The 14,229-nt window shown below is 58.6% G+C and carries 15 protein-coding genes; 10 read left to right on the forward strand and 5 right to left on the reverse strand.

From position 1 onward, the window contains the following. Window positions 1-111: 111 nt before the first annotated feature. From RBB80_RS32385 to moaC, 8 genes are all read left to right on the forward strand, one after another. Complete coding sequence (locus RBB80_RS32385) at window positions 112-561, forward strand: methyltransferase family protein (RefSeq protein WP_433966189.1); 450 nt, start codon at window positions 112-114, stop codon at window positions 559-561. A 42-nt stretch (window positions 562-603) separates the two neighbouring features. Further along, the gene (locus tag RBB80_RS32390) at window positions 604-1,116 is read left to right on the forward strand and encodes a DUF3108 domain-containing protein (RefSeq protein ID WP_433966190.1); all 513 of its coding nucleotides are present in this window, start codon (window positions 604-606) and stop codon (window positions 1,114-1,116) included. Next, window positions 1,092-1,433 (forward strand): DUF3108 domain-containing protein, encoded by a 342-nt coding sequence (locus tag RBB80_RS32395; RefSeq protein ID WP_433966191.1) that lies wholly within the window; start codon window positions 1,092-1,094, stop codon window positions 1,431-1,433. The genes RBB80_RS32390 and RBB80_RS32395 overlap by 25 nt, the downstream gene beginning before the upstream one ends. Before the next feature lie 18 nt (window positions 1,434-1,451). Continuing rightward, on the forward strand, window positions 1,452-1,757 hold the full coding sequence (locus RBB80_RS32400; RefSeq protein WP_433966192.1) for a DUF2007 domain-containing protein: 306 nt from the start codon (window positions 1,452-1,454) through the stop codon (window positions 1,755-1,757). Then, the gene (queC, locus tag RBB80_RS32405) at window positions 1,744-2,439 is read left to right on the forward strand and encodes a 7-cyano-7-deazaguanine synthase QueC (protein WP_433966193.1); all 696 of its coding nucleotides are present in this window, start codon (window positions 1,744-1,746) and stop codon (window positions 2,437-2,439) included. Before RBB80_RS32400 ends, queC begins: the two co-directional genes overlap by 14 nt. Window positions 2,440-2,531: 92 nt before the next feature. Continuing rightward, window positions 2,532-3,725, forward strand: a complete 1,194-nt coding sequence (locus RBB80_RS32410) for a tetratricopeptide repeat protein (protein ID WP_433966194.1) — start codon at window positions 2,532-2,534, stop codon at window positions 3,723-3,725. A gap of 81 nt (window positions 3,726-3,806) precedes the next feature. After that, window positions 3,807-5,042, forward strand: coding sequence for a molybdopterin molybdotransferase MoeA (locus RBB80_RS32415; protein WP_433966195.1), 1,236 nt, complete (start codon window positions 3,807-3,809; stop codon window positions 5,040-5,042). A gap of 9 nt (window positions 5,043-5,051) precedes the next feature. Beyond that, a complete protein-coding gene (gene moaC / locus RBB80_RS32420; protein WP_433966196.1) occupies window positions 5,052-5,612 on the forward strand; it encodes a cyclic pyranopterin monophosphate synthase MoaC in 561 nt (186 codons plus the stop codon). Between the two features lies 1 nt (window position 5,613). Here the strand turns inward: moaC and egtD are convergent, their stop codons facing one another. Then, entirely contained in the window at window positions 5,614-6,648 is a 1,035-nt protein-coding gene (egtD, locus tag RBB80_RS32425) for an L-histidine N(alpha)-methyltransferase (protein WP_433966197.1), read from the reverse strand. Window positions 6,649-6,862: 214 nt separating this feature from the next. Further along, the gene (locus tag RBB80_RS32430) at window positions 6,863-8,425 is read right to left on the reverse strand and encodes a hypothetical protein (protein WP_433966198.1); all 1,563 of its coding nucleotides are present in this window, start codon (window positions 8,423-8,425) and stop codon (window positions 6,863-6,865) included. A 333-nt stretch (window positions 8,426-8,758) separates the two neighbouring features. On the opposite strand from RBB80_RS32430, the gene RBB80_RS32435 reads away from it, so the two are divergent. Together RBB80_RS32435 and RBB80_RS32440 are read left to right on the forward strand one after the other, a co-directional pair. Then, on the forward strand, window positions 8,759-11,362 hold the full coding sequence (locus RBB80_RS32435) for a M16 family metallopeptidase (RefSeq protein WP_433966199.1): 2,604 nt from the start codon (window positions 8,759-8,761) through the stop codon (window positions 11,360-11,362). Continuing rightward, on the forward strand, window positions 11,245-11,598 hold the full coding sequence (locus RBB80_RS32440) for a hypothetical protein (RefSeq protein ID WP_433966200.1): 354 nt from the start codon (window positions 11,245-11,247) through the stop codon (window positions 11,596-11,598). Before RBB80_RS32435 ends, RBB80_RS32440 begins: the two co-directional genes overlap by 118 nt. 87 nt (window positions 11,599-11,685) lie before the next feature. Here the strand turns inward: RBB80_RS32440 and RBB80_RS32445 are convergent, their stop codons facing one another. The 3 genes from RBB80_RS32445 to sucC all read right to left on the reverse strand — a co-directional run bounded on the left by RBB80_RS32445 (window position 11,686) and on the right by sucC (window position 14,190). After that, the gene (locus tag RBB80_RS32445; protein ID WP_433966201.1) at window positions 11,686-11,931 is read right to left on the reverse strand and encodes a hypothetical protein; all 246 of its coding nucleotides are present in this window, start codon (window positions 11,929-11,931) and stop codon (window positions 11,686-11,688) included. Between the two features lie 190 nt (window positions 11,932-12,121). Then, complete coding sequence (sucD, locus tag RBB80_RS32450) at window positions 12,122-13,012, reverse strand: succinate--CoA ligase subunit alpha (protein ID WP_433966202.1); 891 nt, start codon at window positions 13,010-13,012, stop codon at window positions 12,122-12,124. Next, window positions 13,012-14,190, reverse strand: a complete 1,179-nt coding sequence (gene sucC, locus RBB80_RS32455; protein WP_183789571.1) for an ADP-forming succinate--CoA ligase subunit beta — start codon at window positions 14,188-14,190, stop codon at window positions 13,012-13,014. Before sucC ends, sucD begins: the two co-directional genes overlap by 1 nt. Window positions 14,191-14,229: the final 39 nt, after the last annotated feature.

Here is a 14,229-nt window from a genome sequence, read left to right on the forward strand (position 1 = left end):
GCGACGGATTCGCGTACCGCTGGGATTCGCCTTTGCCGCAGTATTCCTGTGGCTAGCCCGACCGACCGGTAAAACCATGCTGTTCAGCCTCCTGCTCGTAGTGCCGGGCGTGTGGCTCGAGCCTACGCGGCCGGCTACGTACGCAAAAACGCTGAGCTGACCTTCACCGGCCCCTACGCCTACACGCGAAATCCCCTCTACCTGGGCTCGATGCTCATCGCCTTCGGATTCGCGGCAGCAGCAAGCAATTGGGTGATCCTGATTGCGCTGACCGCACTCTTTGCGGCCATCTACATACCGACAATTTTCAGCGAGGAAGCCTATCTGCGAGAACACTTTGCAGACTTCAACGACTACTCCGCCAAGGTGCCGCGTCTGTTGCCACGACTGACCCCTGCGACATTTCCGGCGAACCAGAACGCCAGCGGGGGTAGATTCTCCTGGCAGCAGTGGCAACACCACCGCGAGTACAATGCTTTAATGGGTGCCGGCGCCATCTATCTGGCGCTGGCGGTCCGGCTTTTTCTCCATCACCGCGAGGTGACAGGTGGTCTGCGCTGAAGGCGTGGAGGCTGGGGCGGAATCGCCCACAAACTTCAACTCGTGAGAGTGCTGCCCTTTGCTGAAGCCGGAACGGTTTTTCTCGCACTTTTCTTCCTGATGTCGTGTTCCATAGGTTCGCTGACGGCGAGTGCGCAGCTTCTGGGGTTAGGCGCAAAGCCAGCGCCGGTGGTCATCCCAACCCTGCAAACTCCGCAGCCCGGTTTTACCTTCCCCGAAAAACAGACTCTGACCTTTACCGTTGACTGGCGTGTCTTTACGGCGGGCACAGCAGTGTTTCAGCTCGAGAAACAAGGAACCGTGCAAAAGATTACAGCCACCGCGGACTCAACCGGCGCCGTAACCATGCTCTTCCCCGTCGTAGACAAATTCGAGGCCGGGTTCGACACGAAGACCGGCTGCTCCACCGGATTCAGCAAACAATTGCAGGAGGGGCGTCGAAAAGTCTCCAGCGAGCTGAGCTTCGACTACTCCCAGGGCAAGCAGAAACAGATCGAAAAAATCTGGTCAAGGGAACCTCGAAAGAACAAATGGCCTCGATTCCGGCCTGCGTAACCGACTCCCTCTCCGCAATCTTTTATGCGGCGTCGCAGCCAATGGCGGTCGGCCAAAGTATCCCGTTCCCCCTGGCGGACTCAATGCGTACCGTAACAGTGGCAATGAAGGTTGAATCCAAAGAAGAGATCAAGACTCCAGCCGGAACCTTCCAGACGCTAAAAGTAGAGCCAACCGCGGATGAGGGCATCGTAAAAAATCGCGGACACATCTGGGTCTGGTATACCGACGACGCACGCCACATGCCGGTGCAGATTCAGGCACGACTGTTCTGGGGAACGATCACCTTCCACCTACAGTCGTACGATACGAAGTAAGAAGAAAGACGGCTTTTGATGGCAGATTCAAAGCACGATGCAGCAATCGATCCGGACAAGTTCGTTACGGTAGGCAAGTTTCTCGAGCCCGTAAACGCCCAGATGGCAAAAGGGATGCTCGAGTCGGCGGGAATCGAATGTTTCCTGCAAGGGGAGAACGCGAACAGCCTGCTCGCACTCGCGTTCCGAGCTCGTTTACTGGTGCACAAGCAGGACGAAGAAACCGCAAGGGAGATTCTCGGCGAGTCCGTCGGCGAGTTGACCGGGGATGAACTGACCCCAGCGGAACAGCACGAGTTGGAGGCGGGCGATGACGAAGGCTGAACCGAGCCGCCCGCGTGCCGTACTCTGCCTGTCAGGCGGAATGGACTCCAGCGTCTGCGCCGCGCTCACAGCCCGGGACTACGACGTCTTCGCCGTCCACTTCAGCTACGGCCAGAGGACGGAATCAAGGGAACTGCACTCCGCCCAGGATGTAGCCCGCATCGTCGGAGTGAAAGAGCTTCTGCATCTCAAGATCGACCTGTTTCGCCGGATCGGAGGATCGGCGCTGACCGATGCCTCAATTGCCGTACCGGCGGCGGGCAAGGAAGCGACGATCGGAAACGAAGTCCCAATCACTTATGTTCCCTTCCGAAATGCGCATTTTCTCTCCGCCGCGGTAAGCTGGGCCGAGGTTCTGGGCGCGGAAAAGGTCTTTATCGGGGCGGTCGAACAGGACAGTTCGGGGTATCCTGACTGCCGCCCAGCCTACTATGAAGCGTTCAATCAGTTAATCAGGATGGGCACCAAAGACGGACAGATTCAGGTCGTGACACCTCTGATCCAGATGCGCAAGAGCGAGATCGTCCGGTTGGGAGTTGAACTCGGTGCACCGTTCCATGTAAGTTGGTCATGCTATTCCGGCGAGACCGAAGCTTGCGGCGTTTGCGAGAGCTGCGTTCTGCGACTGCGGGCATTTCGTGAGGCCGGAGCGGTCGATCCCATACCGTATGCGGTCGCGTGACCGCTGCATTTTGCATCAAATTTTGAGGAAGCAAGACCTGTTTTGCAACGAAGACTTACGCCCGCATCAATGGGCCAGGAGAAGATAAGAGCATGAAACGTATCGGATGGAAGATAAGCACCCTGGCAGCCTCTCTGCTGGCGATCCTGGCGATGGCGCAGCCCACACGCTTGAAAGCACAAGCAGCTCCGCCAGTGGGAACCTCAAGTATTCACGGCCACATTCTCAATCCCGCCGGCCTCCCCATTACAAAGGGCGAAGTCAGGCTCACGACGGATCGTTCGTCAGACGCCAAGGATCGAAAGTACCCTTACAAATTTCCGATCGATCAAGATGGAAACTACAAGGGAACCGGCATCGTCGCGGGGACCTATGTCGTATTCGTCTTCCAGGAAGATAAGAGCTTGGACTTCAACGAGAATGTTCCGATTGCGAAGGACGAGGACAAGCTGCTCGACTTCGACATGTCGCGCGCGGAGTACCTCAGCAAGATGAGCCCGGAAGATCGCAAGGCGCTCGAAGAGTACAAGAAGAAGAATGCAGAAGTAGTCGCCGGCAACGCGAAGATTCAAAACCTCAATGCTCTTCTAACTCAGGCGCGCGCCGACAATAAGGCAGGCAACTACGACTCCGCAATCACCGCCATGAAGCAGGCCACCGAAACCAAGCCAGACGAGGGAATCCTGTGGGTCACCCTTGGCGATGCTCAACTTGGTAGCGGAGAGACCGCAGCAAAAGCAGCCAAAGCGGCTGGCACCTCGCCGACTGATCCGGCCATTCTGCAGAAGTACACCGACGCAGCTGCCTCCTACAAGAAGGCTGCGGATCTGAACGCTGCCGCCAAGAAGCCCAACCCGGAAACCGCCGGCGTGGCTTACAACCAGTTGGGACAGGCAGAGGCCCGCCTGGGTGACGCCAAGGCCTCCTCCGACGCCTACGAGCAGGCTGCCAAGGCCCAACCGGAAAAGGCCGGAATGTACTACTTCAACGAGGCCGCAACCCTCTACAACTCAGGCAAACTGACCGAGGCAGGTGCTGCTGCCGACAAGGCAATTGCAGCTGACCCGAAGAAAGCTGATGCTTATTACATCAAGGGGCAGGCGCTCATTCCACAGGCAACCGTCGACCCCAAGACCCAAAAGATCGTAGCGCCTCCGGGTTGCATCGAAGCCTATCAGCAGTATCTTGAACTGGCTCCGGACGGATCGCATGCTGCGGACGTGAAGGGCATCCTCGAAGGCATCGGTGCACCGGTAAAGTCGACCTTCAAAGCTGGAAAGAAATAATCGCCGGAAAACGCGGAAGGCCCCGGGCGACGCTGCTCGGGGCCTTTCCGTTTGTCACGCTGATAGCTGAAGGAGAAGAGGATGCAGTCAGCGGCCGCAGTTCTCGGTTTCGATGAGGCTCTGACGAAGGTGCTTCAACACGCAACCGATCTTCCACGTCCGCCAGGCGAACCGCTCGCGCTGCTGGCTTGCGGAGACCGCGTACTGGCCGAGCCCGTGCTCGCGGATCGCGATCAGCCGCCGTTCAATCGGTCAACCCGGGACGGGTTTGCTGTGCGGGCGTCCGACACGTTCGGCCCATTGAAGGTAGTCGGCCAGGTTAGGGCCGGTGAGCAGTGGCAGGGCGACACGCTCGAACGAAATGCCGCGATTGAAATCATGACCGGCGCACCAGTTCCAGCAGGCGCCGACGCTGTCGTGATGATCGAACATGTGGAACGCACCAACAACTCGATTCGCCTACTTGCTGGACACACGATTCGAAGCGGAGACAACATCGTTCCCCAGGGAAGCGAGGCCCGGGCCGGCCAAACAATATTGGCCTCTGGCTCTAGGATCGAGGGCGCGGAGATAGCTCTCGCCGCCTCCTGTGGATACGCAGAACTACAGATCTTTCGCAGGCCGAAAGTAGCCATCGTCGCAACCGGAGACGAGCTTGTGGACCTCGCAGCGACGCCCGGGCCGCACCAGATCAGAAACTCGAATAGCTACGGTCTGGCCGAGCTGATCAGGCGAGCTGGCGGAGAACCTATCCAGCTTCCGATTGCTCCGGACCGGCGACCTGATCTGGAACAAACCATTCGCTCGGCACGCCATTGTGAACTTCTGCTGCTCTCCGGAGGCGTTTCCATGGGCAAGTACGACCTGGGGGAGGAGGTGCTGCAAGGACTCGGCGCAGAGTTTTTCTTCACTGGCGTAAAGATGCAGCCGGGCAAACCCCTCGTCTTCGGACGGTTACCAGCCAACGACCAATTCCCCGCGCAATTTTTCTTCGGCCTGCCCGGAAACCCTGTCTCGACTCAAGTGACCTTCCATTGTTTCGTCGAACCGATGCTCCGTGCGATGGGCGGAGCCGGAGTACAAGGCCCGCGCTTTCTTCAAGCGACGCTGGCAGAGGAGGTTGCTGGAAAGGCTGGCCTGATGCGTGTGCTCCCCGCCAAATGGACCCCGGACCGGATCCGGCCAGAAGTACGGCTCGTGGGGTGGCAGGGGTCAGGCGACCTGGCCGCGAATGCGCGGGCGAACTGCTATGCGGTGCTCCCACCTGACAAAGATCAGTTTGCGACCGGGGATGTCATTACTATTCTCCTGCGGTAGGCTTGTGGGATGGACGACGTTGATTACACCTCCGAACAGCTCATGGATGACGCCCCCGAACCTCTCGGCAACGATGCGGACTTCCCCCGCTCGCCCGTGCCGCTGCATCTCTCGCACTACGATCAGGCCGGCGAAGCGCAAATGGTGGATGTCAGCGACAAGTTGGCAACAAGACGCGAGGCCGTGGCATCAGCGTTCGTCGAGCTGTCCGACACGGTGCTCGAGGCGCTGCCCCGAAATCCCAAAGGAAATCCCCTCGAAGTAGCGCGGTTCGCGGGAATTCAAGCGGCAAAACAAACCTCCACCCTGATCCCGATGTGCCATCAAATCGCCCTGAGCCTTGTAGACGTACAGACAAAGATCGTCGAAGGTGGCGTCGCGATCGAAGCCACAGCAGCGACAGTCGCAGGGACAGGCGTCGAGATGGAAGCGATGGTGGCAGCCTCAATCGCAGCGCTAACCGTCTACGACATGACCAAGGCGCTCGACAAAGGAATACGAATCCGCGAAGTGGTACTGATGCGCAAAACCGGCGGGAAGAGCGGCGAGTACAGGCGCGGAAGCCTCTGAGTCAGACCGCAGTCGCCAACGTGACCGCAAACAGATGCTGCGGATCCTCCCAGGACTTGGTCTTCTTGAAGTTCGCCGATGATAGAAGCTCTTCCACCGCAGCCGAGTTGAATTTGTAACTGTTTTCGGTGTGAATAGTCTCGCCGCGTGCGAAGTCCACCACGAACGCAGGACCGCTGGAGTTGGCAGGAATGTGCACCCGCTGAGCGATCACCGACTCCAGGTGCATCTCAATGCGTGACTGAGTGGGATTCCAACAAACCCGATGCTTGAAGTTTGCCAACGCGAAATCTGCCTTCAAGTCACGATTGAGCCGCGTAAGCACGTTCAGATTGAAAGCCGCAGTCACTCCAGCGGCGTCGTCATAAGCGGCAAGCAGAGTAGCTGCGGTCTTATTCCCATTTGGGCCACCGTTGGGCGCCAAATCCGTGCCCAGCAAAAGAGTATCGCCGGGAAGCAACTGGGCACGAAGATTCCGAAGAACATCCCTTGCATCCTCCGGCATGAAATTGCCAATACTCGATCCAATGTAAAGAGCCAGCGTCCGCGTCTCGGGGAGACGGTTGAGCGGAAGGGCCTCACGAGTATAGTCAGCGACCTGAGAGCGGACGGTAACCCCAGGAATATTGGCGAGAATATTTTCACTAGCCTCGGCAAGAGCCGTCTCGGACACATCCACAGGCTGGTAGACCACACTCCCCTGTTGGCGAACGGCTTCCGCCAGAAGTATGCCGGTTTTGGTTGCAGTTCCAGCACCTAGCTCGATCAAGGTAAGCTTTCCGCTCGGCCCCTGCCCAAGCGCAGCCTCGCAAAGGATCTCATCGGCATTGGCCGCAAAGATGCCACGCTCAGTCCGGGTCAGATAGTACTCCGGCAGCTCCGTGATCTGTTCGAAAAGACGCGATCCTGCCTCGTCGTAGAAGAGCCACGGGGAGAGGGTTTTAGGTGTGGCAGTCAGCCCTACGCGTGCTTCGAAGGCGACTGCATCAGTAGTACTGATCAGCGGTGCGTCTGGAGCGAAGATGGTTGGTGGCACGTCTTGTCCCCCGGCGTATTGGATAGCTTAGTGGAAGGCGTGCCTCAAGAATCGATCTCCACCGCTGCCTCAATTGGATGCATGTGAGCCGACTTCTGTGCATTTTAATCTTCGTTGACCTGAATACTGCGCAGCCTGAAAGCAATCGAAACAGAAAAAATCCCGACTTCTTTGCTGATTTCAAAGCTAAGTTTGCAAAAACGTATTCTCGATCCTAATACCGCCAACTCCTGACATCGGCCCCCGCCGGTGCCGTCTTCTCGATGCGATCCATGATCTTCGGCAGGTACATCGTGTTGTAATGCAGCCGCGACAACGCATTCGGCAGCGTCGGATCCCCGTTCCAGCAGTGCTCGGCTCTCGGCCCATAAAGCACCTCGCCCCCATAGGCCACGCCATGCCCAGACGTCCCAGTCGTCTTCAGAAAGTCCTCCATCAGATAAACCGCATCGTTCAAAAAATAGGTGTCGTCGCTGCCCACAAACAGGTGGATTTTTCCCTGCAGCTTAGGCCCCAGCGTCTCCCAATCCCGCTGCAGCTTCGCATTCAGATCGTAATGTTCCTTCCAATACTCTGCGACCTTATGGTCGATCTCTCCCGTCTCCTTATCGAAGATCGGCTCCGGATACCCATCCTTCCCCTGCGGCGAATACACCGCCTGCCAGATATCAAACTGTTCGCCCGACCGCCCATGATCCCCCAGCGCTGCCTCATACGCAATGTTGTCCCTCATCGAGATCAGCGTATGCCCCAGATAGTCCCGCATCGCCGGCTGTTCCACTCGCTTGTTCGCTCCCTGCAGATAAAACATGTTTTCGTCTTTATAAAGATCCCGCGTCATGTAGGCATGAAAGTCCACCGGGTCCGGGCATGCTACAAACGCCCCGTTGTAGTGGTCCGGATAAAAGATCTGCACCGCCAGTGACTCCCATCCGCCCGTCGAGCCGCCATACATAAACCGCGCCCAGCTCTGTCCGATCCCGCGAAACTGCTTCTCCACCGCAGGAACCAGCTCGGTCTCAATAGCGTCGCCATACGGCCCCAGGTTCGCCGAGTTCACCGCATACGAGTCGTCATAGTAAGGATTCGCATGTTGGATCTTCATAATCAAAACGCGGGGAAACTTCGGACTGGTCCACTGCTGATACTCCCTGTAAGCTTCCTCCTGCTGAATCCGGTTATACCCCGCAAGATGAAACCGCTCCGAATAATTTGGCTTCAAGTTCGGATCCGGAGGTGTCGTTCGAAAATCGTCGAACCCCGTCACAAAGTGATCATGAAAGATCATCAACGGATAGTGCGCCTCTACATGTTCATCAAACCCCTCCGGCACCAGCACAACCGCACTCAGATACGTCGGCGTCCCCCAGAACTTCGTCAGCAACACACTCTGAATCCGTATATGTCGAACATATTTTGTATCCGCTTCAGGCACAATTGGCGGAATCACCTGATCCAGCGAGATCGCAATCGGCGCACCACCCTGACCCACGTGCACCTTCACCGGCTTGCTATACAAATTCCCCGGCGCCAGATTCCAATGCTTCCCTTCACCACGATCCGGTGACAGCTTGATCGTCCTCCCGTCCGCACGATGGAACGTCTCATAAACATCGAGCACCGCCTGCACCGTGTAATCCCCCGCCGGCACGTCCTTCAAACTCCTGATGGGATATCCCGCCGCCTTCTCGTCCACCACAACGCTCTCGCCAGGCTTCAGCGCATCCACCGTAACGCCAAACACCATCTGGCTTCGCGGCGTGTCGTCGATCTGCATCCGCGGCTCCTCCGACGGGTCATTCGACAACAGCAGCAACATTCGCCCATCCAGCGGCTTTGCGGACCGCGCAGCAGGAAAAGAAACCGAAACCGCCTGGACACCAGTCTGAGCATTCCCGGCCTCAGGATTCAAACACACACACACAGCAGCCAACGTTAGCACGCAAGGGATCGAAAGGAGACGCATTGCGGCAGTATACAAACCCGGAAGCCGCCACACCGCAATATCTTCAGGTCATCTGCCCACCAGGTTGATATCATCCTTTCACCGTCGCAATCTGAGTTAGCAGGCGCTCTCTCAAAGACCTGGCCGAGCCTTCGTGGAGAAAAGATGAAAGCACCCCTGTTCGCATTCAAGAAAACTGCCGCAGCAGCGATTCTTTGCGGCCTCGCAACCGCGTCAATGGCAGTCGCTGCCGACAATCTGCCGGCCGCCAAGCCGTTAAAACTCCCCGAGCTCAAGTACGAAAAGTACACTCTCCCCAACGGCCTCGTCATTCTCACCCACGAAGACCACCGCCTCCCCCTCGTCGCCATCGATCTCTGGTACCACGTCGGCCCGCTTAACGAGCGCGCAGGCCGCACCGGCTTCGCCCACCTCTTCGAGCACATGATGTTCGAAGGCTCCGAGCACGTCGGCGAAAAAGCCCACATTAAATACCTTGAAGGCGCAGGCGCCACCGACATCAACGGCACCACCGACTTCGACCGCACCAACTACTTCGAGACCCTCCCCAGCAACCAGCTCGAGCTCGGCCTCTGGCTCGAAAGCGACCGCATGGGCTTCCTCCTCGAAGGCCTCGACCGCATCAAGCTGACCAACCAACGCGATGTCGTCCGCAACGAGCGCCGCCAGGGTGAAGGCACACCCTACGCACTCGCCGACGAGCAGGCCTATCACATGCTCTTCCCCCACGAGCACCCCTACTACGCCTCCGTAATCGGCTCCCACGCCGACATCGAAGCCGCCCGCATCAACGACATCCGCGACTTCCACCAGCACTTCTACACGCCGAACAATGCCAGCATAGCCATCGCCGGCGACTTCGATCCCGCAAAGCTCAAGGCACTCCTCACCAAGTACTTCGGCCCCATCCCGCAGGGTCCGGCCGTCGAGCCAGTCACCACCAAAACCCCACCCATCACTGCCCAAAAGCGCGCAACCGTCACCGACACCGTCCAGCTCCCGCGCCTCTCCGTAGCCTGGCTCACCCCTCCCGTCTTCACTTCGGGAGATGCCGAAACCGATCTCCTCGTTCACATCCTCGGCGGAGGCAAAGCCAGCCGTCTCTACCGCAAGCTCGTCTACGAGCAGCAGGTCGCCCAAACCGTCACCTGCAATCTCAACGCCCTCAAGCTAGGCTCCATCGCCGACTGTGACATCACCGCAAAACCCGGCGTCTCCCTCGACACCCTCGAAGCCGCGCTCTGGAAAGAAATAGCCAGCCTGCAATCGGACGGCCCCACTCAAGCCGAACTTGACCGGGCCCGCACGGTCGACGTCACCGGCAAGATCACCGGTCTCCAGCGTCTCGGAGGCTTCGGCGGTGTAGCCGACACCCTCGACCGCTACAACCAGTTCCTGGACGACCCCGGCTATCTCCCCAAAGACATCGCCCGCTATCAGGCCGCAACCGTTGCCTCAGTCAAGCAAGCCGCCACGCAGTACCTCGGCAAAGATCAGAGCGTCGTCGTAAACTGCGTCCCCGGCAAAAAGGTAGTCGACGACGTCCCCCGCAGTCCCGACAACACCGACGCCGACGTCAAACTCACCGCCCCCTACACCGCGCAGTTCGAAGATCAACAAAACTGGCGCAAGACCGCACCCGCCCCCGGCCCAACCACCGCCTTCCACCTCCCTGTACCCAAAATCTTCACCCTCGCTAACGGCCTTCAGGTTTACTTACTCGAAGATCACTCCCTCCCCGTCTTCAGCGCCGCAGTCGTAGCCCGCGCCGGCAGCGAGTCCGACACCCAGGCCAAAGCTGGTCTCGCCGGCTTCACCGCCCGCCTCCTCACCGAAGGAACCACCCAGCGCTCCGCCACCACACTCGCCGACAACGCCGAGCAGATCGGCACCACCCTCACCTCCGCGGCCGACGTCGACAGCGCCAACGCCAGCCTCAGCGCGCTCAGCAACAACACCGAAGCCGGCCTCGACCTCCTCTCGGACGTCATCGAGCACCCCGCCTTTGCCCCCGACGAGGTCGAGCGCATCCGCAAGCAACGCCTCGTCGCCATCCTCCAGGAAGGCGACCAGCCTGTAGCCTCCGTCCTGCGCGTAGGCTTCCGCACCCTCTACGGCGACCACCCCTACGGCATCCGCTCCATCGGCAACACCGACGGAATCAAATCCATCACCCACGACGACATCACCAGCTTCTGGCAAGCCCACTACGGCCCCAAGGACTCCGCGCTCGTCCTCGCCGGCGACGTCACCGAGTCCGAAATCAAACACCTCACCGACAAATACTTCGCTCCCTGGTCCGGCTCCGCAGCCACAACCACCACAGTCCCACCCGCCCCAGCCCCGCCCGGACTGAAGATCGTCATCGTCGACAAGCCCGGCGCACCCCAAACCGCACTCTTCGCCATCGGCCTCGGCCTTCCCCGCACCACGCCCGACTACCCCGCCGTCATGATCATGAACAATGTACTCGGCGGCCTCTTCGCCAGCCGCATCAACATGAACCTGCGCGAAGAACACGGCTACACCTACGGCGCCAGCTCAGGCTTCATGATGTACCGCACCGGGGGCCCTTCTACAGCGGAGCCCAGGTCCGCACCGACGTCACCGCACCCGCTGCCAAGCAACTCATGCTCGAGCTCAACCGCATCCGCACCGAGCCACCCACCGAAGCCGAACTCAAACTGGCAAAAGATTCGCTCCTCCACTCACTCCCCGGAGACTTTGAAACCACCAAGGCCTCCATAGGTGGTCTCCGTCAACTCTTCGTCTACAGCCTCCCCCTCGACTACTTCGCCAAGCTACCAGCCAGGTACGAAGCCGTCACACCCGCCGAAGTATCGAAGGCCGCCCAAACCGACGTCCACCCCGACCAGCTCATCCTGATGGCCGTAGGCGACCGCGCAAAAATCGAACCCGGCCTCAAGAAACTCAACCTCGGCCCCATCGAGTACCGCGACACCACCGGCAATCCAGTCAAATAGCACTCCCCTAGCAAAGAAGTGATCAGCACTCACCAACAAGAAAGGCCGCAGAGCATTCCCTCTGCGGCTTTCATCTCTCTCGACACCCTATAAAATCTCGCCATTCTGAGCAGAGCGAAGAACTCCTGCCTTTGCCTGTGCCTTTGCCGTTGCTGTTGCCGTTGCTGTTGCCGTTGCTGTTGCCGTTGCCGTTGCTTTTGCTGTTGCTTTTGCTTTTGCCGTTGCTGTTGCCGTTGCCGTTGCTTTTGCTGTTGCTTTTGCTTTTGCTGTTGCTGTTGCTGTTGCTTTTGCTGTTGCTGTTGCTTTCTTCCTGCAAACCATAAACCGCGTCATCTCGACCGAAGCTGCTCACAGTCTCATCGTGAGCAGCGCAGTGGAGAGATCCCTGTATTTTGCATTTGCATTTGCAGTTGCCGTTGCAGTCGCCTCTGCATCTAGGGACCCCAAAGCCTTGGGTCTCTAAATCAACTGCGGCAGAAGGGGCTTCTCCTCCCTGCCACATCTGCAATCGCAAACGAAGACGCTAAGCCTTCCCCAGCACCTTCGCCATAGCCTCGCCAATCTCCGACGGCGACTTCACCACCGTAATCCCCGCCTCGGTCATCGCCTTCATCTTCTCCGCGGCCGTCCCTTCGCCACCAGAGATAATCGCACCAGCATGACCCATTCGTCGTCCCGGAGGAGCCGTCTGCCCGGCAATAAACCCAACCACCGGCTTCTTCACATGCTCCTTGATGTACTTCGCCGCAGCCTCCTCCGCCGACCCGCCGATCTCACCAATCATGATGATCGCCTCAGTCTCCGGATCCTCATTCAGCAGCTTCAGCGCATCGATATGAGTCGTCCCAATAATCGGGTCGCCCCCAATCCCAATCGCCGTAGACTGCCCAATCCCCCGCGTCGTCAACTGGTACACCGCCTCATACGTCAGCGTGCCCGACTTCGAAACGATCCCCACCGAGCCTTCCTTATGAATCCGCCCCGGCATAATCCCGACCTTAGCCTTACCCGGCGAAATAACTCCCGGGCAGTTCGGACCAATCAGCCGCGTCCCCTTGCCGTTTGCTGCAGCTGCCTTCACAAACTCCCACACCTTCACCATATCGAGAACAGGAATCCCCTCAGTAATACAGATCACCAGGGGAACACCCGCAGCCGAAGCCTCCAGAATCCCATCCGCAGCAAACGGCGGCGGCACAAAGATCACCGACACATTCGCGCCCGTCTCCTTCACCGCCTCTTCCACGGTGTTGAACACCGGCCAGCCTTCATGCGTGGTCCCACCCTTACCCGGCGTAACCCCACCCACCACCTTCGTCCCATACTCCGCGCAGCCCTTCGCGTGAAAAGTCCCCTCACGCCCTGTAATCCCCTGCACAATCAGCCGCGTATTCTTATCAACCAAAACCGCCATTACTTGCCACCTTTCGCAGCAGCCACAGCAAGATCCGCGGCTTCCTTCATCGTCGTTCCCACCTGAAAATTCAATCCCGAGTCCGCCAGAATCTTCCGGCCCTCTTCCACGTTCGTACCTTCCAGCCGCAGAATGATCGGTATCTTCACGCCCAGCTTCTTCGCGGCATTCACCACGCCCTGGGCCAGCACATCCACGCGCAGAATCCCACCGAAGATATTGATGAAGATCGCCTTCACATTCGGATCACTCAACAAAATCCCGAACGCATTCTCAATCTGCTCTTGGTTCGCGCCGCCACCTACATCGAGGAAGTTCGCCGCACTCCCACCCGCGTACTGAATGATGTCCATAGTCGCCATCGCCAGTCCGGCGCCGTTCACCATGCACGCGATCGTGCCATCCAGCTTGATGTAGTTCAGCGCAAACTTGCTCGCCTCAACCTCCAGCGGATCCTCCTCCGCCAGATCCCGCAGTTCCTTCAAATCCTTATGCCTGAACATCGCATTGTCATCAAAGTTGATCTTGCAATCCAGCGCCAGCAGCTTGTCATCCTTCGTCGTTATAAACGGATTGATCTCCATCAACGTCGAATCCGTCTCGACAAACGCCTTATACAAGCCGGTCATAAACTTCACGGCATCATTGATCTGCGTCGTCTTCAACCCCAGCTTGAACGCCAGCTTCCTCGCCTGATAAGGCGCGAAACCCACCGCCGGATCGATGTACTCCTTATAGATCAGCTCCGGAGTAGCATGCGCCACCTCTTCAATCTCCATCCCACCCGACTGCGAGGCCATAAACACCACCTTCGCCGAAGCCCGGTCCAGCACCAACCCGAGATAAAGCTCCCGCTCGATCGCCGATCCCTCTTCAATCAGCAGCCGCTGCACCTTCTGCCCGGCAGGCCCCGTCTGATGCGTCACAAGCTGCATCCCGAGAATCGCCTTCGAAGCCGCATTCGCCTCTTCGAGCGTCCTCGCCAGCTTCACGCCGCCGCCCTTGCCTCGTCCACCGGCATGAATCTGCGCCTTCACCACGACGACCTTGTTCCCCGCGCCAAACAAGCTCTTCGCAGCCGTATCTGCCTGCTCCAGGGTTGTCGCCATCTCGCCGCCCGGAACCGGCACACTGTACTTCCGCAGAATCTCTTTTGCCTGATACTCGTGAATTTTCATGAATGCCTTTGAAATTACGCTCGCGCGAGAAGTGTAGCG

This window comes from Tunturiibacter gelidiferens, from assembly GCF_051013345.1.
GTDB lineage: Bacteria > Acidobacteriota > Terriglobia > Terriglobales > Acidobacteriaceae > Edaphobacter > Edaphobacter gelidiferens_A.

Bases quoted from the DNA above. Each gene is read 5' to 3' on its own strand.
- RBB80_RS32435 (WP_433966199.1), top strand. From the start codon at position 8,759: ATGAAAGCACCCCTGTTCGCATTCAAGAAAACTGCCGCAGCAGCGATT.
- RBB80_RS32410 (WP_433966194.1), top strand. From the start codon at position 2,532: ATGAAACGTATCGGATGGAAGATAAGCACCCTGGCAGCCTCTCTGCTG.
- RBB80_RS32400 (WP_433966192.1), top strand. From the start codon at position 1,452: ATGGCAGATTCAAAGCACGATGCAGCAATCGATCCGGACAAGTTCGTT.
- RBB80_RS32440 (WP_433966200.1), top strand. From the start codon at position 11,245: ATGCTCGAGCTCAACCGCATCCGCACCGAGCCACCCACCGAAGCCGAA.
- sucD (WP_433966202.1), bottom strand. From the start codon at position 13,012: ATGGCGGTTTTGGTTGATAAGAATACGCGGCTGATTGTGCAGGGGATT.
- queC (WP_433966193.1), top strand. From the start codon at position 1,744: ATGACGAAGGCTGAACCGAGCCGCCCGCGTGCCGTACTCTGCCTGTCA.
- RBB80_RS32430 (WP_433966198.1), bottom strand. From the start codon at position 8,425: ATGCAGATCGACGACACGCCGCGAAGCCAGATGGTGTTTGGCGTTACG.
- RBB80_RS32395 (WP_433966191.1), top strand. From the start codon at position 1,092: ATGGCCTCGATTCCGGCCTGCGTAACCGACTCCCTCTCCGCAATCTTT.
- RBB80_RS32415 (WP_433966195.1), top strand. From the start codon at position 3,807: ATGCAGTCAGCGGCCGCAGTTCTCGGTTTCGATGAGGCTCTGACGAAG.
- moaC (WP_433966196.1), top strand. From the start codon at position 5,052: ATGGACGACGTTGATTACACCTCCGAACAGCTCATGGATGACGCCCCC.
- RBB80_RS32445 (WP_433966201.1), bottom strand. From the start codon at position 11,931: ATGACGCGGTTTATGGTTTGCAGGAAGAAAGCAACAGCAACAGCAAAA.
- sucC (WP_183789571.1), bottom strand. From the start codon at position 14,190: ATGAAAATTCACGAGTATCAGGCAAAAGAGATTCTGCGGAAGTACAGT.